We start from the raw sequence: 23,843 nt of genomic DNA on the forward strand, positions 1-23,843 counted from the left end.
ACCCGCTAAACTCGTTTAATTAATATCCAATCCGCATTACACTTTGGGTGGCTATTATCCATTCAACCAATTCTTCCCGAGGTGCGATGTGCTGATTGTTACCTGTAATCGTTACGTTTTCTGACCCGAGTCTGAAAACGTTTCTCCTGTTTGCGCCTCGCGCGGGCAGCGTTTTTGATTACATGAAATTCAGTACATTTGCAGTCTGCTGTTTTCTGCCATCGGCCTGACGTCTCAAAGACGGTATTGAATTTCGCTATTCCCGTTGAGGGTTTTCTCCCGACAAGGAGCTGTTTTATGCAACGGATTTTCGCGTTTTTCTCCCAACGCGCCACGACGCTATTTTTCCCCATCGCGCTGATTCTGTACGACTTCGCCGCCTATCTGTCGACGGATCTGATCCAGCCCGGCATCATTAATGTCGTGCGCGATTTCAACGCCGATGTCAGCCTGGCCCCCGCTGCAGTCAGTCTGTATCTGGCAGGCGGCATGGCGCTGCAGTGGCTGTTAGGCCCGCTTTCCGACCGGATTGGCCGCCGACCGGTGCTGATCGCGGGGGCGTTAATCTTTACGCTCGCCTGCGCGGCCACGCTGTTCACCACTTCGATGACGCAATTTCTGGTTGCGCGTTTCGTGCAGGGCACCAGCATCTGCTTTATCGCCACTGTGGGTTATGTCACGGTACAGGAGGCGTTTGGGCAAACGAAGGCCATTAAGCTGATGGCGATAATCACCTCCATTGTGCTGGTTGCGCCGGTTATCGGCCCGCTATCCGGGGCTGCGCTGATGCACTTTGTCCACTGGAAGATCCTGTTTGCCATCATTGCCGCCATGGGGCTTATCGCCCTGATTGGATTAGCGTTAGCCATGCCGGAAACCGTCCAGCGCGGCGCAGTGCCGTTCAGCGCGTGCAGCGTACTGCGCGATTTCCGCGACGTTTTCCGCAACCGGGTATTCCTGTTTGGCGCAGCCACGCTATCGCTAAGCTATATCCCGATGATGAGCTGGGTGGCGGTCTCACCGGTGATCCTGATTGATGCGGGCGGCATGACTACATCGCAGTTTGCCTGGGCGCAGGCGCCGGTGTTTGGCGCCGTGATCGTCGCCAACATGGTCGTCGTACGTTTTGTGAAAGATCCGACCCGACCGCGCTTTATCTGGCGGGCTGCACCTGTTCAACTGAGTGGGTTAGCGGTGCTGATCGCTGGTAATTTGCTGTGGCCGCACATCTGGCTGTGGTCGGTGCTGGGAACCAGCCTGTATGCGTTTGGCATTGGAATGATCTTCCCAACGTTGTTTCGTTTTACGCTGTTTTCCAACAATTTGCCGAAAGGTACGGTCTCCGCATCACTGAACATGGTGATCCTGACGGTGATGGCCGTTTCTGTCGAAGTAGGGCGCTGGCTGTGGTTTAACGGCGGCCGGATTTCTTTTCATCTGCTGGCGGTTGCGGCGGGGATCGCTGTCGTGTTCACGCTGGCAGCCTTGCTCAAACGGGTGCGCCAGCATGAGGCAACGACGTTAGCCACTGAGAGCTAAATCTTTATGAACAGCCCCCAAATGCGTGTTTAACGTTCGGGGGCAATCCAAAACAGCACATCTGCTTTTAGTCACCTGGCGGAATGTAACGGGATTTCAGCATCAGGTTCATGTGTTATCCGATTACGCAGGTCGCGACGAATCATTTCAATCACCCAAAACCAAAAAATATGTCCCACAATTTCAGAAACGTATTCATCGAAGGGGAGCTGAGTTAATGGCGGAGAGAGATGCAATGCAGGAATGAATACACCATGAACCGCCACCGTCACAATCAAACCAGCCATGATCCCCTGCCAAAGTTTAACTTTCGGAAAAATTTCAGCGATGACGCAATATCCCACTGCAAACACTAATGAAAATATGATGTGTGTGACCATAACAGGATTAATCACATGTTCAGAAAAGGTATAGACCGTTTGCGTGGGGTCGATACCTAAATAGTCTCTGAGAAAAAGATACGGCGGATTAAACTCATTTCGCCCCAAAGAAAACGTTCTGGGCGGAAGGGGAACTTCGGCTCCCCACTTAACAAATGCAGAAAGTACGCCTGAAACGATGCCAATTAAGACGGCGACACCATAGTGACGACGATCCGGTGGGGTTCTTGTGAACAGCTCATTCAACTTCATAAATTCATCATCCCTTACATATGAAAGTAACACTGAAAATCCGCGTTTATGCTACCCGTGAGAGAGGATAAAAATTGTGACAAAGATTATTTTTGACAAAAAATGATTTAATTTGATTTTTCGTGATGCGTTTTGACTATTTGTATGAGGTGAAAACTGATATTGATGAGGATCTGCGTTAAAACTTGCCGGATAAACGTTCATCAACGTCATCCGGCATTAATCACATTACGTTATGCGATGCGTGCAAATCCCGCATCGAGATCGGCAATCAGGTCGCCAATATCCTCAAGGCCAATATGCACCCTGACCAGCGTGCCGCTGAAATCGACATTCCCGGCCGGGCGAATGCTGTTCAGTTCCTCCGGCTGATTCGCCAGAATGAGCGACTCAAATCCGCCCCACGAATAGGCCATATGGAACAGCGAGAAATTATCGAGGAAATTCGCCATCTGCTCGTCGGTGAGTCTCTTTTTCAGCACAAACGAGAACAGACCCGAGCTTCCGGAAAAGTCACGCTGAAAATACTCGTGCCCCGGGCATTCCGCTAATGCCGGGTGATTTACCCGCGCCACCTCCGGTCTGGCCGACAGCCAGCGAGCAATATGGATACTGCTCTCCTGATGCTGCTTCAGACGTACCGCCAGCGTACGCAGCCCGCGGCTACCGTTGTAGGCCGTATCGGCATCCAGCGTTTGCCCCATCAGATAAGAGTTCTCACGCAGACGATCCCAACAACGGGCGTTAGACACCGCCGTGCCCAGCATGCCGTCCGAATGACCGATGGTGTACTTCGTTCCCGCCTGAACGGAAATATCCACGCCATAATCCAGCGCTTTGAACAGCACGCCCGCCGCCCAGGTGTTATCGATCATAATGACAATCTCCGGGTTCACCGCGCGGATAGCCTTCACCATTCCCGGCACGTCCTGCACTTCCATGGTAATAGAACTTGGTGACTCAAGGAATACAACCTTCGTTTCCGGACGCAGAAGATCGACGATACCCGCGCCAATCAGCGGATCGTAATACGTTGTTTCCACATTAAATTTACTCAGGATCTTATTGCAAAAATCCTGGGTTGGCTCGTAGGCCGCACCCGTCATCAGAATATGATCGCCGCTTTGGACGAACGCCAGAATCGCATTAGTGACCGCCGCCGCGCCGCACGGGTACAGCGCGCAGCCAACACCGCCTTCCAGTTCGCTCATGGCCTTCTGGAAAGCAAAGTGAGTGTAAGTCCCTCGACGACCGTAAAACAGTTCGCCGTTCGCACGATTGGCGGTGGCAAATTTCTTATCTTTCACGGTATCAAACACCAGCGAAGAGGCGCGTTGGATCACCGGATTCACCGCTCCCTGGGTATAACGTTTGTCGCGACCCGCAACAATCAGGTGCGTTTCAAGCTTCATTGCGTCTTTCATAACATCTCCTGTTCTTAATCCGTGTGAAACCTATACCACCGCAGCAGTAGAGTTTATTTCAGTGTTGGTCTGCTTTTTTCCAGCGAACCGTTCAACAATCTGCGCCGCATTCAAATCATGGATTACGTTAATCAGCGTGGCTGGCGCATCGGTAATGGTGCCCAGCACCACCAGCATCGGAATCGCTTCCATTGGCAGGCCCAGCGTGGTGACGATAAAGATTTCACCGAGGAACGCCCCACCCGGCACGCCGCCAACGATAATGGCGGAGAGCACCGCAATCAGCATCGTCAGGAAGAAGGTTTCGGTGGTGAACTCCATGCCGAGCACGGAATAGATAAAGACAATTTTCAGCGCGGCAATCATCGCCACGCCGCCTTTGTTCAGGTTAACCAACAGCGGAATGGACACATCAACGATTTCCGGGTTAATCCCCATCGCCTTACCGGCACGCAGCGTCACCGGGAGCGTCCCCAGTGAAGAGCAGGTCCCCAGCGCGGTGGCTGAAGGTTCAATCGCATTACGCCAGAAGGCTCTGACCGCCGGAATGCCACCGCCAATATACGAATAGAGAATCGAGCCAAAAACGAAGTAGACCAGCGTGGCGACCATAAACAGGCCGATGGCGCGGGCAAAGGTTAACAGTAGTGCAGAGTCCTGGCTGGCCATGGTGGCCGCGAAATAGCAGCCCAGACCAACCGGCGCCACCTTCATAATGATCGAAACGATCTTCATGATCACGGTATTGGCATCTTCCAGCAGCGACGCAATGCGTTTACCCGCCTGATCCGATTGCCCAATCGCCACACCGGCGATAATCGCCATTACGATCAGCGCCAGAATATTGGACTTAGAGAACAACCCAATAAAGTCGCTGGTGGTGATCATGCTGACAAAATCCATCTTTCCGCTGCCCGCCTGCACCGACTGCGAGAGATCGATAGTGACGCCCTGTGCCGGGTTATACCATAACGCTAGTGCCACAATCCCAGCCGCCGGAATAAAGGCCATTGCGATCGAAACAATGAAGATAATCGCCATGATGCGCCCTAGCCTTTTCAGGTCGGTCATACTGGCGATGGAAGACATGACGCTGATCCCCACCAGCGGCACAATAATCATGAATAACAGGTTTAGAAAAATCTGACCTATTGGCTGAAGTTTACCTGCAAACGATGGGGCATAAATACCTAATAAGCCGCCAATCACCAGAGCAACTAATAAAATAATCGACGATCTGTAGGGTTCGAGTCGTGACCACATAATCGGTACCTTTAGAATAATAATTAATGAGATTAAATTCACAATGTGATGAGTTTCCGTTTCGCCTCCTTTTATTTTGTGACGTAACTCACCTAAGTTGTTATTTTTTCATTTTGCCAGCAAGTTGTTTCCTGTGATTCAATAGTTGCATGTTTAAAAGTCGAATGTAACGGCTTATTCGTACCGTTTTTGCAAATCACTTGTGAATTTAAGGAAATTATGAGTACGCCGATTTCACTCAAGCATCTGGAGTTTTTTACTAAAATTGTCGACTGCGGGGGATTGTCAGAAGCCGCGGCGCAGCTCAACGTCTCGCCGTCTGCGGTCAGTAAAAGCCTGGCGGCGATGGAAGATACGTTAGGCACAACATTAATTAAACGCACCACCCGCAGTATTACCCTGACCGATGCCGGGCAATATCTCTTTAATCGCGCCAACAAGCTGTTGAAAGAATTCGATGAAACGCTGAACACTACCTCCGGTTATTACCATAACCCGCAGGGTGAATTACGTATAACCTGCTCCATTGCGTTTGGTTATTCCCGGCTGGTGAACCTGGTGGATAAATATCGCTCCCAGTTCCCGGATGTGAATCTGTATATCGATCTCAACGATAACTTCGTTAATCTGAACGAAACGGATTTCGACATTGCCCTGCGGATTTCCACCGCGCCGCCGCAAAACTATGCGATGCGCAAGCTGGTGCCCGTTCGCTGGGCGTACTGTGCCTCACCCGGCTACCTCGCCAAAAAAGGCATGCCCCAGCGTCGCAGCGATCTGGTAGATCATGATTGCCTGGTTTACCCGGGCCTCACGCCGGTACTGAAGGTGGCAGATGAACAGGATCGACTGCATCAGTTGAAACTGCATATGCCGATCCAGGCCAACAGCAGTCTGGTGCTGTTGAAGTCGGTGTTAGAAGATCAGGGGGTGGCATATTTGCCCACTTATTTGATTGGCGATCATATTCAAAAAGAGGAGATCACGCCGCTGATGCTCGACGGCACCATCACCTGTGAAACTCATGCCCTGTATGCGCTGTACTTTCCCAGCAAGTACAGCAATCCGAAGGTGCGATCGTTTATCGATTTTCTGGTCGCAGAACTTGGTCCCTTACCGGCGTGGGATAACTGGATCCCGGAGTAAACCCAGCCCACCTGAAAATGGGAGGCGCACCACATTTTTTGCGCGATCCCCCCGTCTGGCTCTATCCTTAAGCCTATGAATAAAATTGCTGAACTCAAACGTGCCAAGCGACTGGCGCTCTCTCTGCTGCTGATCGCTGCCGCGACGTTCGTCATCACGCTGTTTCTGCCACCTAACTTCTGGGTACTCGGGCTCAAAGCAATCGCCGAAGCGGCGATGGTCGGCGCGCTGGCGGACTGGTTTGCCGTGGTGGCGCTTTTTCGCCGGGTGCCGATCCCGTTTATCTCGCAACACACGGCTATTATCCCGCGCAATAAGGATCGGATCGGCGAAAATCTTGGTCAGTTTGTACAAGAGAAATTCCTCGATACCCAGTCGCTGATAGCCCTGATCCGCCGCCATGAACCGGCGTTGTTGATCGGCAACTGGTTCAGCCAGCCGGAAAACGCCCAGCGCATCGGCCAGCATCTGTTGCAGATCATGAGCGGTTTTCTCGAACTGACCGACGACTCGCGCATTCAGCGGCTGATCAAGCGGGCGGTGCACAAGGCTATAGACAAGGTCGATCTCTCCGGAACCAGCGCGCTGATGCTGGAAAGCATGACCAAAAACAATCGCCATCAGGTGCTGCTCGATACGCTGATCGCCCAACTGATCGCCCTGCTCCAGCGCGACAGCTCACGAGCGTTTATCGCCAGACAAGTAGTGCACTGGCTGGAGACCGAACATCCGCTGAAAGCGAAGATCCTGCCGACCGAATGGCTGGGCGAACACAGCGCCGAGCTGGTGTCAGATGCCGTTAACGCCTTACTGGATGACATCAGCCGCGATCGGGCGCATCAGATCCGCCACGCGTTCGATCGCGCCACGTTTAAGCTTATCGAGAGGCTCAAACATGATCCGGAAATGGCCATGCGGGCAGAGAGCCTCAAAAGCTATCTGAAGGGAGACGAAGCCTTTAACTGTTATCTCGGCGAACTGTGGTCGGATCTACGCCAGTGGGTAAAAACTGACATTAACGCCGACGATTCCCGCGTGAAGCAGCGCATCGCCAGCGCCGGGCAGTGGTTCGGCGAAACGCTGGTAGCCGACAGCGCCCTGCGTGCCTCACTGAATGGGCATCTGGAGCAGGCCGCGCATAAGGTAGCGCCAGAGTTCGCCAGCTTCCTGACGCGCCATATTAGCGACACGGTGAAAAGTTGGGATGCACGCGATATGTCGCAGCAAATTGAGTTAAACATCGGTAAAGATTTGCAGTTTATTCGCGTCAACGGCACGTTGGTTGGCGGTTCAATCGGGCTGGTGTTATATCTGTTGTCGCAAATTCCGTCCCTGCTGACGCTGGCGAATTTTTAAGGAGAAAAATTCAATGACGATGAACATCCGCATTTTTTCCCTGCGCGAGACGCCGGAAAAGCGGCACGAAGTCACCGCTTACTTTCAACAACAATGGGCCTCAGAAGATTCAATGAAGGTTTACGAGGATGCGCTGCATCGTTGCATTGGCGCAAAGAACCCGCTACCGCAGTGGTATTGGTTGCAGGATGGCGACAGCATTGTTGGCTGCGCCGGATTGATCACCAATGATTTTATTAGTCGCGGCGAATTGTGGCCGTGGCTATGCGCGCTCTATATCGATCCTCGTTATCGTGGTCACGGTTTGGCGTTTCGCCTGATCGAACATATTGCACAGCAGGCCAGACAGCTGGGTTTTACGCAGCTCCATCTGTGTACTGACCTGGAAGGTTTATACGAGAAAGCAGGGTTTTACTTCAACGGGCAGGGCTATCATCCGTGGGGAGAAGCCTCGCGGGTCTACAGCCGTAACCTGTAAACGCGCAATTGTTGCACATCAATATAACCTGACATATTACAGGGTTATAATGCGGCGTCTTTTTACTGTCTCCCGTGTTACGGAGTAGGAAAATCATGTCGCTAATCACCGATTTACCCGCTATTTTCAATCAATTCTCCGACGCCCGTCAGAAAGGTTTTCTCACCGTAATGGATCTTAAAGAGCAAGGTATTCCGCTCGTTGGGACCTATTGCACCTTTATGCCGCAGGAGATTGCGATGGCGGCGGGCGCGGTCGTCGTTTCCCTATGCTCAACCTCTGATGAAACCATTGAAGAGGCCGAAAAAGATCTGCCGCGGAACCTGTGTCCGCTAATAAAAAGCAGCTACGGGTTTGGCAAAACCGACAAATGCCCCTACTTCTATTTCTCAGACCTGGTGGTGGGCGAAACCACCTGCGATGGTAAAAAGAAAATGTACGAGTACATGGCCGAATTTAAAGCGGTACATGTAATGCAACTGCCCAACAGCGCCAGCGATGCAGCTTCCCGTGCACTATGGAAAGCCGAGATCCGGCGTCTACAGCAGGCCATCGAAGCCCGTTTTGGCACAGCCATTACCGAAGCTGCGCTGCGTGAAGCCGTTATTCTCAAAAACCAGGAACGTCGGGCGCTGGCGAATTTCTACCGCGTTGGTCAACTTAACCCACCCGCACTTAGCGGCAGTGACATTCTGAAAGTCGTCTACGGCGCCACCTTCCGCTTTGATAAAGAAGCGTTGATCGACGAGCTTAATAGCATGGCCGAGCGCGTACATCTGGAATGGCAGGCAGGAAAACGTCTGGCGTCACGTCCGCGCATCCTGATAACCGGCTGCCCCATTGGCGGCGCGGCAGAGAAAGTCGTTCGTGCCATTGAAGAAAACGGTGGTTGGGTCGTGGGTTATGAAAACTGCACCGGCGCAAAGGCCACCGAACAATGCGTGGCGGAAACCGGCGATGTCTACGACGCGCTGACTGATAAATACCTCGCCATCGGCTGCTCCTGTATTTCTCCTAACGATCAACGACTGAAAATGCTCAGTCAAATGGTTGAAGAGTACCAGGCTGACGGCGTCGTCGATGTCATTTTGCAGGCTTGCCACACCTACGCCGTTGAATCGCTCGCTATTAAGCGTCACGTACGCCAACAGCACAACATTCCTTATATCGCGATTGAAACCGACTATTCCAGCGCAGATATCGGCCAGCTCAGTACCCGCGTCGCCGCATTCATTGAAATGTTGTGAGGAACGCGGATGACATACTCAATAGGGATTGATTCTGGATCCACGGCGACAAAAGGCGTTTTGCTGGAAGGTAACGTCATCAGACGCCGCTTCCTTTGCCCAACGCCTTTTCGCCCCGCAGACGCAATCGCGCAGGCATGGGAAACGTTGCAGGACGGGCTGGAGAACAGACCATTTTTAACTCTCACCGGATACGGGCGGCAGCTCGTCGATTATGCCGACAAACAGGTCACTGAAATTTCCTGCCACGGACTTGGTGCGCGATTGCTGGCTCCCGGCACCCGCACAGTCATTGATATCGGTGGCCAGGACAGTAAAGTCATCCAGTTGGATGACGATGGCAATCTCAGCGATTTCTTAATGAATGACAAGTGCGCTGCCGGAACCGGGCGGTTTCTGGACGTCATCTCACGCACCCTCGGAGCCAGCGTAGAGCAGTTGGATACGATTACTGCTGGCGTCGAACCACATGCTATCACCAGCATGTGTACAGTATTTGCCGAGTCAGAAGTCATTAGCCTGCGCTCTGCGGGCATCGCGCCAGAGGCGATTCTGGCTGGCGTGATCAACGCGATGGCCAGACGCAGCGCGAACTTCATCGGGCGGCTTTCAGCCCAGGCGCCGCTGCTATTTACCGGCGGAGTCAGCCACTGCCACGCCTTTGCCCGTATGCTTGAAGACCATGTAGGCATTCCCGTACACACGCATCCCGACGCACAGTTTGCCGGTGCAATCGGAGCGGCGTTGATAGGCCAGCGTCAGGGGAAACGTCAGTGAAGGAAACGCTGTTCTTGTTTCATTCCACCGTCGGTGTCATCAAAATGCGCAAGACGCTGCAGGCCGCAGGGGTCTGCTTTCGGGTGGCGGATATTCCCCGCGAGCTACGCGGTGGCTGCGGACTCTGTATCTACATCGACTGTGCTACTGGCATGGAAGAAGAATGGGTGATCCCAGGTCATACCGAATCTATCTACCGCCAGGAAAACGGAGACTGGCGCTGTATAGCCGCGTTCCCCGCCTCCTGAACACGCCTGATTAGCGCGAAACGCTGATATATACTCGAATTATCCAGGGTTTAAACAACAGCTTATAGTCTGTAAAGACCATCACTTCGCTAACGCCATAAGTATATCTTCATCAGCTTGTTCTGCAATTAAATGTCAGCATTTAATAACCTGTAAATAACGGTCGAACACTTCTCTAAAAATTTTGAAATTCACTTTTACGTATATATTTTTGCTGATAGCACATGCGTAAAAATGGACATATTAATTACATTGCAACAACACTTCCGGGAAGAGTACATGTCGAGGTTAAAAATTCATACCTGGGTTGATTATTCTGGTTGGTTTAATTAGTACGGTGGGCGATTATAAAAACTTTGGTCTACCTGGTGCAGCAGGATTGTTTATTTTATTTATGCTAACAACCGTTTTCTTGTGGCAGTGGGCTTCCGAAAAGTTCCCGGAGGTAGCCCAAATACAGATCATTATTATTTTACTGGCCAGTACTATTGCTTCTGTTTTTGTTATCAACATGGCATCCGAGGCGATGGAAACAATTTTTTACGTGTCGTTGAAAACGTGACTAGCGGCCGGGTTGGACAATGAATAAGGATGCGGAAAAGTGCGGTGCGGGCCGCAATAGCCCGCGTATAAAAGGAAGGAAAATCAGGCGTTAACTTTATCCAGCGGCCAGGAATCAAACAGATAACCATCAAAATCAATATCATCAACATTTGAAAACTCCAGCAAGCGCTGTTTGACGTTTTCCAGATGCTGCCACATGGCCAACTTGGCCGCGCGAGCATCTTTTTTGATTAATGCCGCGAGGATCTGTTTATGGTCGCCCATCCACTCTTTGCGGTAATGGGTATCGTCGAGGTGGCTATGGAGCTGGATCCACATCGGGTTGTTCTCACGCCACTGCCATGACTGGCGAAACAGCTCCACCAGCATGCTGTTATGCGTGGCTTCGGCGATGGCGAGATGGAACTGCATGTCGCCGCTTTCAGAACCGTTCGGCTCGCTGGAAGCCAGCTCCCGCTCTTCCAGTTGCAACGCCTGGCGCATTTTGACGATATCTTCGCGGGTAGCCTGCAGCGCGGCAAATTCGGCAATATTGCTTTCCAGCAGTTGTCGCGCCTGCAGCAGCTCAAACGGACCTGCATCATTGCAATGATTTGCATCCGTACTGTCGATAGTCTGCGCATCCGCATTGTCGAGCACGTAGATCCCGGCGCCGCGGCGCACGTCCACCAGGCCTTTAATTTCCAGCATGATTAACGCTTCGCGAACCACCGTGCGAGTGACATTGAGCATCTCGGCAATTTCACGCTCTGGCGGCAAGCGTTCACCGGGCTGGTACGGCGTCTGAACAATCAGATCGCGGATCATGGCACCCACTTCCTGGTAGGGTCTTTGCTGAGAAGTGTTCGATTTCATCGTGTTACGTCCGTCAGATGCGTCAATTCAGATCCGTAGGCCGGATAAGGCGCGAGCACTGCCATCCGGCATCTGCGCCATTGCCTGATGGCGACGCTGACGCGGCTTATCAGGCCTACAAATAACGTTTTTTCGCCTGAACTATAGCATTAGCGGGAGGGCAAAAACAGAAAACGGGTCAACCAAACCACTATTTTGATTGACCCGTCATAGTTCGGAGGTTATGCGTCAGCGCTTAATGCCGCAACGCACTCACGTGCGCCGTGTTCACATAGCTGTTGATACGCCGCAATAATGGTCTCCACAAAGTCGGTGTTTTCCGCCAGATCATGACCAAAAATGCCAGACAGCCCCAGCAGCGCCGTCACACGCTCGGCTCCCTGGTACTGTTGGTTAATGCACTGGAATTCAGCCAGCATTGGGTCGACAACATCAATGGCCTGCCCCTGCTCATCCACACCGTGGGTGTAGCGCATCCAGCCCGCCACGCCCAGCGCCAGGTGACGCCAGCCGCTGGCGTTTTGCAGATGCAGACGTACCGGGTCCAGCAGGCGCTGCGGCAGTTTCTGGCTGCCGTCCATCGCAATCTGCCATGTACGATGGCGCAGAGACGGGTTGCTGAATCGCTCGATCAGCAGCGTCGCGTAGGCGTTGAGATCGGTGCCTTCTGGCATCGAGAGCGTCGGCGCCTGCTCCTGCATCATCAGCGCAAACGCCGCTTTGCGGTACGCCGGATTGGTCATGGTATCGGCGATAGTTTCATAGCCGCCGAGATAGCCCAGATACGCGAGGAAAGAGTGGCTGCCGTTGAGCATGCGCAGTTTCATCATTTCAAACGGCACCACGTCGGCCACGAACTGGGCGCCAACCTTGTCCCAGTCAGGACGACCGTTGACAAAATTGTCTTCAATTACCCACTGACGGAACGGTTCACAGGCGATAGCGCATGGATCGTAAACGCCCAACTGGTCGGCAATCTCCTGCAACGTTTCCGGCGTTGCCGCCGGAACAATGCGGTCGACCATAGTGCACGGGAAAGTCGCATTAGCTTCAATCCACTGCGCCAGTTGCGGGTCGCGCGCCTGCGCCAGCCCCAGTACCGCGACTTTCGCCACATGCCCATTTTCACGCACGTTATCGCAGGACATCACGGTAAAGGCCGCCAGCCCCTGCTCACGGCGCAGGTACAGCGCTTGTACGATGTAACCAATCGCCGATTTCGGCGCGGTCGGGTTCGCCAGATCGTGTTTAATCAGCGGGTTATTGAGATCTAACTGACCGCTGGCCGCATCGGTGCAGTAGCCTTTTTCGGTGACCGTCAGCGAAACAATTGCCGTCTGCGGGCGCGCCATCGCCTGTAAAATACCGTCACAGCCGTCAAGATCCGGGTGCAGCGCTTCTTTCATTGAGCCGATCACTTTCAGCACGGTGTTGTCCGCGCCTTTTTCCGCCACGGTATACAGCAGTTGCTGCTTGCGCAGATTTTCAATCAGTACGCAGTCGTTACCCGGCATCAGGTTAACTTCACAGATCCCCCAGTCGCTGTCGGTGGTTTCCAGCAAATGATGGGTGTACAGCGCCTGATGCGCGCGGTGAAAAGCGCCGCATCCCAGGTGAACAATGCGGGATTGCAGGCGCGAGCTGTCCCATGCAGGGCGCGCAACCGGCAGGTCGCTATTGGCAATTGTCGTTGTCATCGTGAACTCCAGAACCCGTTGAAAGGCCAACGGATGAGAAAAGAAAAACGCCGGCCAGACAGGTGGCCGGCAACTCGCTTTAGCGGCTGAAGAAAGCGCGCTGGATAGCCATCTCAACGCCGCGCACTTCCGCCAGCCCTTTCAGGCGACCAATCGCGGAGTAGCCTGGGTTGGTTTTCTTTTTCAGATCGTCCAGCATCTGGTGGCCATGGTCCGGACGCATCGGGATCAGATCCTCTTTACCCTCGGCCTTACGGCGTTGCTCTTCTTCAACGATCGCTTTCACCACTTCGTACATGTCGACATCGCCATTCAGATGCGCCGCCTCATGGAAGGTTTTCGGGTTATCTTCACGCAGCGTGGAGCGCAGATGGGTGAAGTAAATGCGGGGGCCAAATTGTTTGATCATGTCGACCAGATCGTTATCCGCCCGAACGCCGTAGGAGCCGGTACACATGGTGAAACCGTTCGCCATGCTGTTGACCGTATCGACCATCCACTGCATATCTTCCACGGTGGAAACAATGCGCGGCAGGCCAAGGATCGGGCGCGGCGGATCGTCCGGGTGTACCGCCATACGTACGCCAGCTTCTTCCGCCACCGGAATAATCGCCTTCAGGAAGACGGCGAAATTCTCACGCAGCGCGGCTTTATCGATATCTTTATAGCGCGCCAGATGCTGGCGGAACTGGTCGAGGGTGTAGCCCTCTTCCGCGCCCGGCAGACCGGCGATGATGTTGCGGGTCAGACGTGCTTTGTCTTCATCGCTCATGGTGGCGAAGCGTTCATTCGCCTGAGCAATCTCTTCGGCGGTGTAATCCGCTTCCGCGCCCGGACGCTGGAGGATATGCAGCTCAAAGGCGGCAAACTCGATCTGGTCAAAACGCAGCGCTTTGGAGCCGTCCGGCAGGACGTATTCCAGGTCGGTACGGGTCCAGTCGAGAACCGGCATGAAGTTGTAGCACACGGTACGAATACCGCACTGAGCCAGGTTACGCAGGCTTTGCTGGTAGTTGGCGATCCACCGCAGATAGTTGCCGGAACGGGTTTTAATGTCTTCGTGGATCGGTACGCTTTCGACGACCGACCAGACCAGGCCCGCCTGCTCGACAATGGCTTTGCGCTTTTGGATCTCATCAACTGTCCACACTTCCCCGTTCGGGATATGGTGCAAGGCGGTGACAACGCCTGTGGCACCCGCCTGACGTACATCCGCTAAGGTGACCGGATCGTTAGGACCATACCAGCGCCATGTCTGTTCCATGTTTTATTCCTCGTTACGTTATGGACTCGACGATATGGCACATAAATTCCTCCTTTTGGTATGACATGTCAACCTAAGGCTTAAAATTGGTTAACCACATCACGATTTATGCTGATGAGATCGCCATTTTACGGCCATGCAGCCCGGTAAGACTGTAAACATGTAACGCAATGTGACATTCATCGCATCAATGGTTAACCAATACATGTAACATCTCAACCAAAATCATAATGGTTCAACCAATAAAGGTAGACGTTATATGCACGTTCTCAATATTCTGTGGGTCGTATTCGGCATCGGTCTGATGCTGGTGCTCAATCTAAGATTCAAAATAAACTCGATGGTCGCCCTGCTGCTGGCGGCGCTCTCGGTCGGCATGCTGGCGGGTATGGATTTAATGGAGCTGCTGCACACCATGAAATCCGGTTTTGGCAGCACGCTGGGTGAGCTGGCGATTATCGTGGTATTCGGGGCGGTCATCGGTAAGCTGATGGTTGATTCCGGGGCGGCGCACCAGATTGCCCATACGCTGCTGGCGCGACTCGGCCTGCGTTATGTGCAACTGTCAGTGATCATTATTGGTCTGATCTTCGGCCTGGCGATGTTCTATGAAGTGGCATTTATTATGCTGGCGCCGCTGGTGATCGTCATTGCCGCGGAGGCGAAGATCCCGTTCCTCAAGCTGGCGATCCCTGCCGTTGCCGCCGCCACCACCGCTCACTCGCTGTTCCCACCACAGCCGGGTCCTGTTGCGCTGGTTAACGCTTACGGCGCAGACATGGGCATGGTCTACATCTACGGTATTCTGGTGACCATTCCGAGCGTGATCTGCGCCGGGCTTATCCTGCCGAAGTTCCTCGGCAACCTCGATCGCCCTACACCGTCATTCATGAAGGCCGACGTACCGGTTGACCAGAACAATCTGCCCTCCTTCGGCGTGTCTATTCTGGTGCCGCTGATCCCGGCAATCATCATGATCTCCACCACCATCGCCAACATCTGGCTGGTGAAAGGGACGCAGGCGTGGGAAGTGGTCAACTTCTTAGGCTCATCGCCGATTGCGATGTTTATCGCCATGGTTGTCGCCTTCGTGCTGTTTGGTACCGCGCGTGGTCACGACATGCAGTGGGTGATGAACGCCTTTGAAAATGCGGTGAAAAGCATCGCCATGGTGATCCTGATCATCGGCGCAGGTGGCGTGCTGAAGCAGACCATTATTGATACCGGCATTGGCGATACCATCGGCATGCTGATGTCGCACGGTAATATCTCTCCGTACATCATGGCGTGGTTGATAACCGTGCTTATTCGTCTGGCAACCGGACAGGGCGTGGTCTCCGCCATGACGGCGGCAGGGATTATCAGCGCCGCCATCCTCGACCCGGCAACCGGTCAACTGGTGGGCGTCGATCCGGCGTTACTGGTACTGGCAACGGCGGCGGGCTCCAACACCCTGACCCATATCAACGATGCCTCGTTCTGGCTGTTCAAAGGCTACTTTGATCTGTCGGTGAAGGATACGCTGAAAACCTGGGGTCTGCTGGAGCTGGTGAACTCCGTGGTTGGCCTGATTATCGTATTGATCATCAGCATGATTGCATAACGTCGATACCGCTCTGGCCCGCAGCGCCAGAGCGGTTTTCCATCCTGCCTCAACAATCCTCAATAATCAGATACACCGCCTTCACCGGGCCATGCACCCCAACCACCTTAATAAGCTCAATATCCGCCGTCGAGCTGGGTCCACTGATGATGTTAATGCACGATGGCATACGCTCACCGGCCTGCGCCTTCTGATGCAGTTTTTCTGCCAGTTGCGCCACGCGCGGCAGGATAGTGCTTTTGCGCAGCACGAAAATCGAGGACTCCGGCAGCAGGCTGATTGAACGCCCGCGTTCCGGCGCGGAAAACAGCACCACACCGCCGGACTCGGTCAGGCCATACTCGGCATACACCACGCCCACTTTCGCCTGCTCGGCCTGGGTAATATTTTCGCTGCCTCGCGCCGGGTCCCAGACCACGGCGTTACATTCCTGCTGCAGACGTTCGGTGATGCCCAGTTCCACCAGCCGACCGTCGCCGCTGATGACCACCGGCTGCCCCAACTCTTCGCACAGGCGTTGCGCGGCTTCTGCGGCCTGTTCCTCGCGGGTCAGTTCGCAGCGGGCCAGCATCACCTCGCTGGCAAACTGGATAAACGCATCGCAGCGCTGCTGCGGGCTAAGCTCGGTCAGGCGCTCGTTGGCATAGTTGTTCACCGGCGCGGCATCCGCTTGCGGCTCAAAACGCAGCGGGCGCCCCAGCGCCTGGGCGATGGTGTTTAAAAACGCGGTACGGTTATCCATTCTTTTTCTCCTGCGCCTGATGTTTCTTAAACCAGCTGCGGAAGCTCTCGCCGTCGGCATCAGGAAGATCGCGCGCCTCCATCCAGTCGCCAATCGCGCCAACCTTGAGCGGGGTTTTGCCGCCGTTGATAAACCAGCTCGCCGCATGTGCGCCCGCCATCATCCCGACTTTCCACAGCCCCGGATGACTATTGGCATACGCGAACATTTTTATCGCTCGCCGCTCGGCTTTCGGGGTAATGCCCTCCTCGGCCATCACCCGGCGATGCCGCAGGATCAGTTTTGACAGCGGGATCTTAACCGGACAAACGCTGTCGCAGGCCGTGCATAATGAACAGGCGTATGGCAGATCTTTAAAATCTTTATAGCCGCCGAGCAGCGGAGAGATCACCGCGCCGATAGGGCCGGGGTAGATAGAACCATAGCCGTGTCCGCCAATGTGACGGTACGCCGGGCAGGTGTTCATACAGGCCCCGCAGCGGATGCAGCGCAGCACATCGCGAAACGCCGAACCCAGCACTTGCGAGCGGCCATTATCGACAATCACCAGGTGGAACTCTTCCGGTCCGTCGACGTTATCCGCCTCGCGTGGGCCGGTCAGCCAGGTGTTGTAGCCCGTCAGACGCGCGCCCACGGCGCTGCGCGCCAGCATGGTGATCAGCACATCCACATCGGCAAAGGTCGGCGCGATACGTTCCATGCCCATCACCGCAATGTGCGTTTTCGGCAGCGTGGTGCACATCCGCGCATTGCCTTCGTTGGTCACCAGGCATACAGAGCCGGTTTCCGCCACCGCGAAGTTACAGCCGGTAATACCGATTTCGGCACTGAGGAAATCCTCGCGGATCTTCTGGCGGATGAATAAGGTCATCGCCTCCGGGGTTTCCGGGCCGTCGTAACCCAGACGCTCGTGCAGCACGCGGCGGATCTGATAGCGATCTTTATGAATCGCCGGGACCACAACGTGCGAAGGCGGATCCTGATCCAGCTGCAGGATATATTCGCCGAGATCGGTTTCGATCACCTGAATTCCGGCATCCTGCAGCACATGGTTGACGCCGATCTCTTCGGTCACCATCGACTTGGACTTCACCACCTTCTTCGCATTTTTACGCTGCGCGACCTGCAAAATGTAGCGGGTAGCGTCTTCTTTGGTCTTTGCGAAATAAACGTGGCCGCCGTTTTGCGTCACTTTCTCGGAGAGTTGATACAGGTAAGCATCGAGGTTGCTCAGAACGTGATCGCGGATCTGACTGGCACGATCGCGCCAGTCTTCCCAGTGGCCTAGCTCATCAACCATTTTCTGCCGATTCGCACCTATACGCTCCTGCGCGTTGGCCACGGCTTTGCGCATGATCGGATCTTCGATCTGCTGACGAATGCGCAGTTTAAACTCTACATCGCTGGTTTTTATCGACATCTCTTTCCCCTCAGCGGCTCATCAGCACTTCAGCAATATGCATCACTTTGACCGGCTGGCCTTCGCGTTGCAGTCGGCCGCCAATGTTCAACAGGCAGCTGACGTCAGCGCCGATCAAAAACTCCGGCTTCGCATCCATCAGATGTAAGACTTTCTCTTTCACCATCTCACCAGATATCTCGGCCATCTTGACCGAGAACGTCCCGCCAAAGCCGCAGCAGGTGTCCTGATCGGCAAACGTCATCAGTTCCAGCCCGCGCACGTTTTTCAGCAGCGTCAGCGGCTCTTCCTTCACTCCCAGCTTGCGGGTCAGGCTACAGGAAGGATGATATACCGCGCGGCCCTGCAGGCTGGCGCCGACATCCACCACGCCCAGTTTGTTGACGATAAAAGAGGTGAGATCCTGCATGCGTCCGGCAACCTTCTCAGCGCGCAGCGCCCATTCAGGCTCATCCGCCAGATACGTCGGGTAGCTTTTTACCGCGTAGGTGCAGGAGCCTGCCGGGGAGATAATCGGATCGTCGTTGTCTTCCAGGGCGGCGATCAGGTTTTTCATTCCGGGGATCGCCTCTTTGATGTAACCGCTGTTGATGGCTGGCTGACCGCAACACCCTTGCTTCTCGGGGAAATTAACGTGACAGCCCAGTTTTTCCAGCAGCAATACGGAGTCTCTTGCCATCCGTGATTTCAGGGCGTCACCAATACAGGTAACAAAGAAATTTACATTCACAATAACTACTCCATTGCTTCATTTCTGTTTATTGCGCTTGATACCGCTATATCACGCCCAGTCTTCTGTTTGCTGGTTTTGCCGATGTCTGGGTTCATGGTGTTTGTTGGATCATGCTCCTGAGATGGCCGATTTCCGCTTCTTATATCAGGACCATCCTAAATGCCTGTATTTTCATTTGTATGACAAAATCAAATAATCCTCCAATCAACTCGTACATGCAATACCCTGGTTTATTTCTTTCGGCCTCGCTCACATTTTTATATTGAAAACCACCGCGTTATGAGTCGGTCAAAAATAGTTTCAGGTGATAACCATTCCTGTCACTACCATTAATAAAAAGGTTATTAAATAACTATTTATAGGTACTTAGCCTGCTCTTAAGTATATTTACCTGGCATTGATTTTTAATTAAAAGATTACAATAGTTACAAAACTATTAATCATAATTACTTTATTCACTGAAGCGATTCAGTTTGCATCTTTTATTTACCCGGCAATATAGCCTTCCCACCATAAATATAAATCAGGTTTAATAAACCAATCAGGAATAGCAATGAACGAATATTTTATGTTTGCCCTGGCACTCTCTCCGTTACTACTGATGGTATTTTTAATATTGAAATTGAAAATGCCTATCCATTATTCCGTGCTGATCTCTTTAGTATTCACCGCGGCGCTGTCGGCTGTGTTCTGGGAGATGCCCGTACAGAATCTAAAAGCCGCGATAGGCTATGGCGCACTGAAGGGATTATGGCCGATTGTGATTGTGATCCTCGGCGCTATCTTCAGTTATAACGTCATGCAGGCGACCAAAGCGCTGGATATTCTGCGCGATATTCTCGCCAGCATTAGCGAAGATAAGCGTATTCAGGTGCTGCTGATTTCATGGTGTTTCGGTGGATTTCTTGAAGCCGCGGCGGGTTATGGTACAGCAGTCGCCATTCCGATCGGTATTCTTATCGCACTGGGTTTCAACCCGCTGAAGGCGGCAATAGCCTCTCTGGTGGCAAATACCGTTCCTACCGCATTCGGCGCAGTCGGGATCCCGGTTTCAATTCTGGCGGAACAGGTTAACCTGCCGGTTTATACCCTGGGCGGAACCATTATTCTGCAGCTTGCGCTGTTTAATATTCTGCTGCCATTTGTGATTATCTGCATTATTGGCGGTGGCCTGAAAGCCATTCGCGGCGTATTTCTGATCACGTTGATTTGCGGTATTACCACGCTGGTTCCGCAGTATTTTGTCGCTATTCATCTCGGTGCTGAATTACCCGCCTTTGCCGGTAGCCTGGTCAGCCTGTTTGCCGTGGCGATGGTCAGCCGCCTGCGCAAAGGGAAAACAGATCCCGAGTGGCGCATTGAAGTCAGCCATAACCGCGAAACCACGCCGCGTTCGGCAAAAGTGTTGTTCCGCGTGGGTTCTATCTATCTGTTCATTTTTGTCTTTATCCTGATGTGTTCGCCGCTGTTCCCGACGATAAAAGGCGCAGCCTCGCAACTGGCCTCGGTGCTGCATTTCACGCTTGCCGACGGCAAAACGCTGGCGCTGAAGGTTGAATGGGTGACCACGCCGGGGATGCTGATCATCTTTGCGACCATTATCGGTGGTTTTATTCAGGGAGCGTCCGCGCGCGGGATGCTGGAAGTGTTTATCAAAACCATTTTCCAGCTTAAAAACTCTATCGTCGCAATTATGGCGATCGTCGCGCTGGCCACGGTGATGGATCTCAGCGGGATTATCTCCACGCTGGCGCAGTCGATTGTCGATCTGACCGGCAGCTCGTACGTCTTCCTCGCCCCGGTGATTGGCGCGCTGGGCACGTTTGTTACCGGCAGCGATACCAACTCGAACATTTTGTTCGGAAAACTGCAAACCATTGCCGCCAGCAAACTGCATATCGATCCCAACTGGCTGGCGGCGGCCAACACCTCTGGCGCAACGGGGGGAAAAATGATTTCGCCGCAGAGTATCGCCATTGCGGTTTCAGCCACTAAAATGGACGGTCAGGCCAACCAGATTATGTCTGGCACCATGAAATACTGCTGCGCCTATATCGTGATCCTCGGCTTAAAGGTTGGCCTCTTTTATTACTGGTTTATGGCGTAAACCATTGTCAACCCCGTCAAATTTGCGGCAACCGTATTTGACGACGCGGTGACCAAAAAGGTTTACACCTCCCCGGGAACGGAACGAGGCGACAGACTTTACGATTTGTCGGCGCTGACTACAATAGCGCCGATGTTTCAAATCGAGGATTGTTGTTATGTTGTTCTGGAAAAAGATGGTGAAGAAGTTCGACGCCTTTTCCGCGTTGATTCCACCACGCTACTTCCGCGTGTAATACTGGGCACTTATGCCTGATGGCGCTTCGCTTATCAGGCCTACGTTTCGCATTCATTTGTAGGCCTGCGTTTCACGCTCATTTGTAGGCCGGATAAGGCGCTAGCCGCATCCGGCAGCAGCGTAAAATGTTCACCCCTTTCTCTTACGCAGTCCGCACGCTCTTAACATCACAACCCAAATACGAAGCCACGCAAAACGGTAGACCAGCGGATGCTGAAACCTCAGCAATGTCAGAAACACAGAGCCCCCTTGCGGCGTCAGATCACCGTTGCCTGATAGCGAACCTGTGGGTCCATAATCTGGTGGCGCGCGTCTATCAGCCGCAGTTCATACGAATCATGCTCTTTCGTCAGCCGCATTACCGCGTCAACAACACTGGTGGTCCGCTCCAGTGCCTGCTTGTCCTCATAACCATTGAGCAGTGAGGCCAGCATCACGCTGCAAATCAGATCCCCAACGCCGACCGGCATTTTGGCAAAGGTATACAGCGGCCGGGCAATGTGTAACGTCTGTTCCGGCGTCACCAGCAGCATTTCAAACGCCTGTTTGTCCCGCGAACAGTCGCCGAGATGCTTCACCAGCACCTTCTTTACGCCCCACGACACCAGCTGCCGCGCCGCTTCCACCACCTCGTCAAAACTACGCAGTTGTCTGCCCGTCAGCACGCCCAGCTCATAGAGATTCGGTCCCATCATGTCGGCCAGTTGAATGGCGTCATCGACAAAAAATGACTCCACGCCCTGCGCGACAATGCAGCCTTTTTGCGGGTCGCCCATTACCGGATCGCAAAAATAGAGCGCCTGCGGATTACGCTGACGAATGGTGGTGACCGCGTGCTTCACCTCTTCACAATGGCGTTTATCTCCAAGATACCCGGACAATACGGCATCGCATTGCGCCAGCTTTTGCAGGTCATCCAGCCCGCTGATGATCGCGCTCAGCTCGCCATGCGGCATCGCCATGCCCTGCCACATCCCATATTGGGTGTGGTTGGAAAACTGTACGGTGTAAAACGGCCAGACATCGATCCCCGAGAGCTGCATCGGCAACACAGCGGCTTTATTTCCGGCATAGCCATAAACAACCGACGACTGAACAGACAACACGTTTTTCATTTTGACTCCGTCTAACGAAACGTCGGCAGCAGACCAAATACGTCCAGAACAACCGTCAGATAGACAACCGCCCCGCAGACGATCACCAGATTGAGCACGGTGTTATTACAGGGCGCGGTATAGTTGCTGGTCGGAAAACGTTTCCGCGCGGCTTTCACCAGGAACGGCGGCAGGATCACGCTCCAGATGGTAAAGGCCAGACCGGCGTAACCAATCGCGTGCACAAAACCGTTCGGGAAGAAGAAGCACACGGCGGCTGGCGGGAAGTAGGTCACCAGCGCGGTTTTCAGGCGACCCATGCCGTCGTCCGGGAAGTGAAACAGGTCAGCGATGTAATCGAACAGGCCAAGCGTCGCCGCCAGCAGGGAACTGGCTACTGCGAAGTTGCCGAAAAAGGTGAGGATCAGATCCATATATCGGCTGGTGAACAGCCCGCTGATGGCCTCGACAAACACATCGATATTGCCGCCTTTGGCGATAATCGGCGGGAATGAGGAACGGCTGATGTTACCCATCGTCACGCCCAGCCAGAAAATATACAGCAGCAGAGCAAACAGCGTACCGATGATAATCGAACGCGTAATATTCGAGACTCCGCTTGTGCCATACAGTTTGACCAGGCTCGGCACGTTACCGTGAAAACCAAACGAGATAATACAGAACGGCAGCGTCATCAGGATGTACGGCAGATACTGCGAATTGGGCAACGCCACCGCCACGCTGTCGATGAGTTTTGCCACTTCGATATGGCCAATCAGCCCGGAGAACGTGGCAAAGAACGCGATAAATTTGCCAATAATCAACACGGTAGTGATGCGTCCAACCAGCAGGGAGCTGTACCAGGCAATCGCCCCAACCAGCATACTGACGATCACCACCGAGATATTCGCCGGAAAGCGCACGCCGCTATATTTGAATACCGTTTGTGCCATTACCGCCGACGAACCGGAGATATAGGCATAGGTCAGAATATACAGCACAAAACCAAAAGCGATACCGACCACGATATTCCACTTTCGGCCTAATAAATCCTGAGTAAAGGTATTAAAACTGGCACCGGCACCGTAATGCAGGTTCACTTCAACCAGCATCAGGCCGGTTAATAACATCATGATGGCAACAAAAAGCAGAATAACAGAGGCACCGGGAAACCATACACCGGCCATCGCAATCGGCAGGGAAAACATTCCGCCGCCCACGACGGTTGCGATAACCAGCATGGTTCCGCTAATCAGTCCGGGGGTACTACTCTGTCGCTCAATGGCATTAATATCCATGATAAATGTTCCTGTAGACTATTCGTTATAATTACAGCTGTCATTTGTACATCATGCGGATAATAAAAATGTCGGAGTCAGGGTTTACTCTTTTTTAGTTATGTCACGGTAACGGGCAC

General features: G+C 53.3%; 20 protein-coding genes. 9 read left to right on the forward strand and 11 right to left on the reverse strand.

The genetic code is table 11. The annotated features are described in order from the left end of the window. The first annotated feature begins 297 nt into the window (after positions 1 to 297). Positions 298 to 1,539 carry a multidrug efflux MFS transporter MdtM gene (mdtM, locus tag I6L54_RS21720; protein WP_005134118.1) on the forward strand — a complete coding sequence of 414 codons (1,242 nt, stop codon included), beginning with the start codon at positions 298 to 300 and terminating at the stop codon, positions 1,537 to 1,539. A gap of 71 nt (positions 1,540 to 1,610) precedes the next feature. On the opposite strand, the gene I6L54_RS21725 is transcribed toward mdtM, so the two are convergent. From I6L54_RS21725 to I6L54_RS21735, 3 genes are all read right to left on the reverse strand, one after another. After that, a complete protein-coding gene (locus I6L54_RS21725) occupies positions 1,611 to 2,171 on the reverse strand; it encodes a YagU family protein (RefSeq protein ID WP_005134119.1) in 561 nt (186 codons plus the stop codon). 233 nt (positions 2,172 to 2,404) lie between these two features. Next, entirely contained in the window at positions 2,405 to 3,595 is a 1,191-nt protein-coding gene (gene metC, locus I6L54_RS21730; RefSeq protein WP_040230238.1) for a cystathionine beta-lyase, read from the reverse strand. A 30-nt stretch (positions 3,596 to 3,625) separates the two neighbouring features. Beyond that, positions 3,626 to 4,858 carry a dicarboxylate/amino acid:cation symporter gene (locus I6L54_RS21735; RefSeq protein ID WP_005134121.1) on the reverse strand — a complete coding sequence of 411 codons (1,233 nt, stop codon included), beginning with the start codon at positions 4,856 to 4,858 and terminating at the stop codon, positions 3,626 to 3,628. Between the two features lie 219 nt (positions 4,859 to 5,077). On the opposite strand from I6L54_RS21735, the gene I6L54_RS21740 reads away from it, so the two are divergent. The 6 genes from I6L54_RS21740 to I6L54_RS21765 all read left to right on the forward strand — a co-directional run bounded on the left by I6L54_RS21740 (position 5,078) and on the right by I6L54_RS21765 (position 10,110). Further along, the gene (locus I6L54_RS21740) at positions 5,078 to 6,004 is read left to right on the forward strand and encodes a LysR family transcriptional regulator (RefSeq protein ID WP_005134122.1); all 927 of its coding nucleotides are present in this window, start codon (positions 5,078 to 5,080) and stop codon (positions 6,002 to 6,004) included. A gap of 75 nt (positions 6,005 to 6,079) precedes the next feature. Then, positions 6,080 to 7,360, forward strand: a complete 1,281-nt coding sequence (locus I6L54_RS21745; RefSeq protein WP_040230240.1) for a DUF445 domain-containing protein — start codon at positions 6,080 to 6,082, stop codon at positions 7,358 to 7,360. 13 nt (positions 7,361 to 7,373) lie between these two features. Further along, positions 7,374 to 7,838, forward strand: a complete 465-nt coding sequence (locus I6L54_RS21750; RefSeq protein ID WP_005134124.1) for a GNAT family N-acetyltransferase — start codon at positions 7,374 to 7,376, stop codon at positions 7,836 to 7,838. A gap of 95 nt (positions 7,839 to 7,933) precedes the next feature. After that, positions 7,934 to 9,085, forward strand: a complete 1,152-nt coding sequence (locus I6L54_RS21755) for a double-cubane-cluster-containing anaerobic reductase (RefSeq protein ID WP_005134125.1) — start codon at positions 7,934 to 7,936, stop codon at positions 9,083 to 9,085. A 9-nt stretch (positions 9,086 to 9,094) separates the two neighbouring features. Further along, positions 9,095 to 9,862, forward strand: a complete 768-nt coding sequence (gene yjiL / locus I6L54_RS21760) for a putative 2-hydroxyacyl-CoA dehydratase activator YjiL (protein ID WP_040230242.1) — start codon at positions 9,095 to 9,097, stop codon at positions 9,860 to 9,862. Continuing rightward, complete coding sequence (locus tag I6L54_RS21765) at positions 9,859 to 10,110, forward strand: putative Se/S carrier protein (protein WP_040230245.1); 252 nt, start codon at positions 9,859 to 9,861, stop codon at positions 10,108 to 10,110. The genes yjiL and I6L54_RS21765 overlap by 4 nt, the downstream gene beginning before the upstream one ends. A gap of 645 nt (positions 10,111 to 10,755) precedes the next feature. Here I6L54_RS21765 and uxuR read toward each other — a convergent pair. From uxuR to uxuA, 3 genes are all read right to left on the reverse strand, one after another. Then, entirely contained in the window at positions 10,756 to 11,529 is a 774-nt protein-coding gene (gene uxuR, locus I6L54_RS21770) for a Uxu operon transcriptional regulator (RefSeq protein ID WP_003033268.1), read from the reverse strand. Positions 11,530 to 11,750: 221 nt separating this feature from the next. Further along, positions 11,751 to 13,226 (reverse strand): fructuronate reductase, encoded by a 1,476-nt coding sequence (locus tag I6L54_RS21775; protein WP_005134131.1) that lies wholly within the window; start codon positions 13,224 to 13,226, stop codon positions 11,751 to 11,753. Positions 13,227 to 13,305: 79 nt separating this feature from the next. Beyond that, on the reverse strand, positions 13,306 to 14,490 hold the full coding sequence (uxuA, locus tag I6L54_RS21780) for a mannonate dehydratase (protein ID WP_005134132.1): 1,185 nt from the start codon (positions 14,488 to 14,490) through the stop codon (positions 13,306 to 13,308). Between the two features lie 259 nt (positions 14,491 to 14,749). Here uxuA and gntP point away from each other — a divergent pair, with 259 nt between their 5' ends. Further along, the gene (gntP, locus tag I6L54_RS21785; protein ID WP_003033260.1) at positions 14,750 to 16,093 is read left to right on the forward strand and encodes a gluconate permease GntP; all 1,344 of its coding nucleotides are present in this window, start codon (positions 14,750 to 14,752) and stop codon (positions 16,091 to 16,093) included. A gap of 49 nt (positions 16,094 to 16,142) precedes the next feature. On the opposite strand, the gene I6L54_RS21790 is transcribed toward gntP, so the two are convergent. From I6L54_RS21790 to I6L54_RS21800, 3 genes are read right to left on the reverse strand one after another with little or no spacing between them, the layout of a single operon-like run. After that, positions 16,143 to 16,835: a LutC/YkgG family protein gene (locus tag I6L54_RS21790; RefSeq protein WP_005134135.1), complete on the reverse strand. Its 693-nt coding sequence runs from the start codon at positions 16,833 to 16,835 to the stop codon at positions 16,143 to 16,145. Further along, complete coding sequence (locus tag I6L54_RS21795; RefSeq protein WP_005134136.1) at positions 16,828 to 18,255, reverse strand: LutB/LldF family L-lactate oxidation iron-sulfur protein; 1,428 nt, start codon at positions 18,253 to 18,255, stop codon at positions 16,828 to 16,830. Before I6L54_RS21795 ends, I6L54_RS21790 begins: the two co-directional genes overlap by 8 nt. A gap of 10 nt (positions 18,256 to 18,265) precedes the next feature. After that, a complete protein-coding gene (locus I6L54_RS21800; protein ID WP_005134137.1) occupies positions 18,266 to 18,985 on the reverse strand; it encodes a (Fe-S)-binding protein in 720 nt (239 codons plus the stop codon). 556 nt (positions 18,986 to 19,541) lie between these two features. On the opposite strand from I6L54_RS21800, the gene I6L54_RS21805 reads away from it, so the two are divergent. Then, complete coding sequence (locus I6L54_RS21805; RefSeq protein ID WP_040230247.1) at positions 19,542 to 21,095, forward strand: L-lactate permease; 1,554 nt, start codon at positions 19,542 to 19,544, stop codon at positions 21,093 to 21,095. 494 nt (positions 21,096 to 21,589) lie between these two features. Here the strand turns inward: I6L54_RS21805 and pdxY are convergent, their stop codons facing one another. Together pdxY and I6L54_RS21815 are read right to left on the reverse strand one after the other, a co-directional pair. After that, positions 21,590 to 22,447: a pyridoxal kinase PdxY gene (gene pdxY, locus I6L54_RS21810; RefSeq protein WP_003837157.1), complete on the reverse strand. Its 858-nt coding sequence runs from the start codon at positions 22,445 to 22,447 to the stop codon at positions 21,590 to 21,592. Between the two features lie 11 nt (positions 22,448 to 22,458). Next, positions 22,459 to 23,724 carry an aromatic amino acid transporter gene (locus I6L54_RS21815; protein WP_040230252.1) on the reverse strand — a complete coding sequence of 422 codons (1,266 nt, stop codon included), beginning with the start codon at positions 23,722 to 23,724 and terminating at the stop codon, positions 22,459 to 22,461. Between the last annotated feature and the right edge of the window lie 119 nt (positions 23,725 to 23,843).

The organism is Citrobacter pasteurii, from assembly GCF_019047765.1.
GTDB lineage: Bacteria > Pseudomonadota > Gammaproteobacteria > Enterobacterales > Enterobacteriaceae > Citrobacter > Citrobacter pasteurii.

What these genes read in the sequence shown, in the direction of transcription:
- mdtM (WP_005134118.1), top strand. Translation starts at nt 298, where the DNA reads ATGCAACGGATTTTCGCGTTTTTCTCCCAACGCGCCACGACGCTATTT.
- I6L54_RS21725 (WP_005134119.1), bottom strand. Translation starts at nt 2,171, where the DNA reads ATGAAGTTGAATGAGCTGTTCACAAGAACCCCACCGGATCGTCGTCAC.
- metC (WP_040230238.1), bottom strand. Translation starts at nt 3,595, where the DNA reads ATGAAAGACGCAATGAAGCTTGAAACGCACCTGATTGTTGCGGGTCGC.
- I6L54_RS21735 (WP_005134121.1), bottom strand. Translation starts at nt 4,858, where the DNA reads ATGTGGTCACGACTCGAACCCTACAGATCGTCGATTATTTTATTAGTT.
- I6L54_RS21740 (WP_005134122.1), top strand. Translation starts at nt 5,078, where the DNA reads ATGAGTACGCCGATTTCACTCAAGCATCTGGAGTTTTTTACTAAAATT.
- I6L54_RS21745 (WP_040230240.1), top strand. Translation starts at nt 6,080, where the DNA reads ATGAATAAAATTGCTGAACTCAAACGTGCCAAGCGACTGGCGCTCTCT.
- I6L54_RS21750 (WP_005134124.1), top strand. Translation starts at nt 7,374, where the DNA reads ATGACGATGAACATCCGCATTTTTTCCCTGCGCGAGACGCCGGAAAAG.
- I6L54_RS21755 (WP_005134125.1), top strand. Translation starts at nt 7,934, where the DNA reads ATGTCGCTAATCACCGATTTACCCGCTATTTTCAATCAATTCTCCGAC.
- yjiL (WP_040230242.1), top strand. Translation starts at nt 9,095, where the DNA reads ATGACATACTCAATAGGGATTGATTCTGGATCCACGGCGACAAAAGGC.
- uxuR (WP_003033268.1), bottom strand. Translation starts at nt 11,529, where the DNA reads ATGAAATCGAACACTTCTCAGCAAAGACCCTACCAGGAAGTGGGTGCC.
- I6L54_RS21775 (WP_005134131.1), bottom strand. Translation starts at nt 13,226, where the DNA reads ATGACAACGACAATTGCCAATAGCGACCTGCCGGTTGCGCGCCCTGCA.
- uxuA (WP_005134132.1), bottom strand. Translation starts at nt 14,490, where the DNA reads ATGGAACAGACATGGCGCTGGTATGGTCCTAACGATCCGGTCACCTTA.
- gntP (WP_003033260.1), top strand. Translation starts at nt 14,750, where the DNA reads ATGCACGTTCTCAATATTCTGTGGGTCGTATTCGGCATCGGTCTGATG.
- I6L54_RS21790 (WP_005134135.1), bottom strand. Translation starts at nt 16,835, where the DNA reads ATGGATAACCGTACCGCGTTTTTAAACACCATCGCCCAGGCGCTGGGG.
- I6L54_RS21795 (WP_005134136.1), bottom strand. Translation starts at nt 18,255, where the DNA reads ATGTCGATAAAAACCAGCGATGTAGAGTTTAAACTGCGCATTCGTCAG.
- I6L54_RS21805 (WP_040230247.1), top strand. Translation starts at nt 19,542, where the DNA reads ATGAACGAATATTTTATGTTTGCCCTGGCACTCTCTCCGTTACTACTG.
- pdxY (WP_003837157.1), bottom strand. Translation starts at nt 22,447, where the DNA reads ATGAAAAACGTGTTGTCTGTTCAGTCGTCGGTTGTTTATGGCTATGCC.
- I6L54_RS21815 (WP_040230252.1), bottom strand. Translation starts at nt 23,724, where the DNA reads ATGGATATTAATGCCATTGAGCGACAGAGTAGTACCCCCGGACTGATT.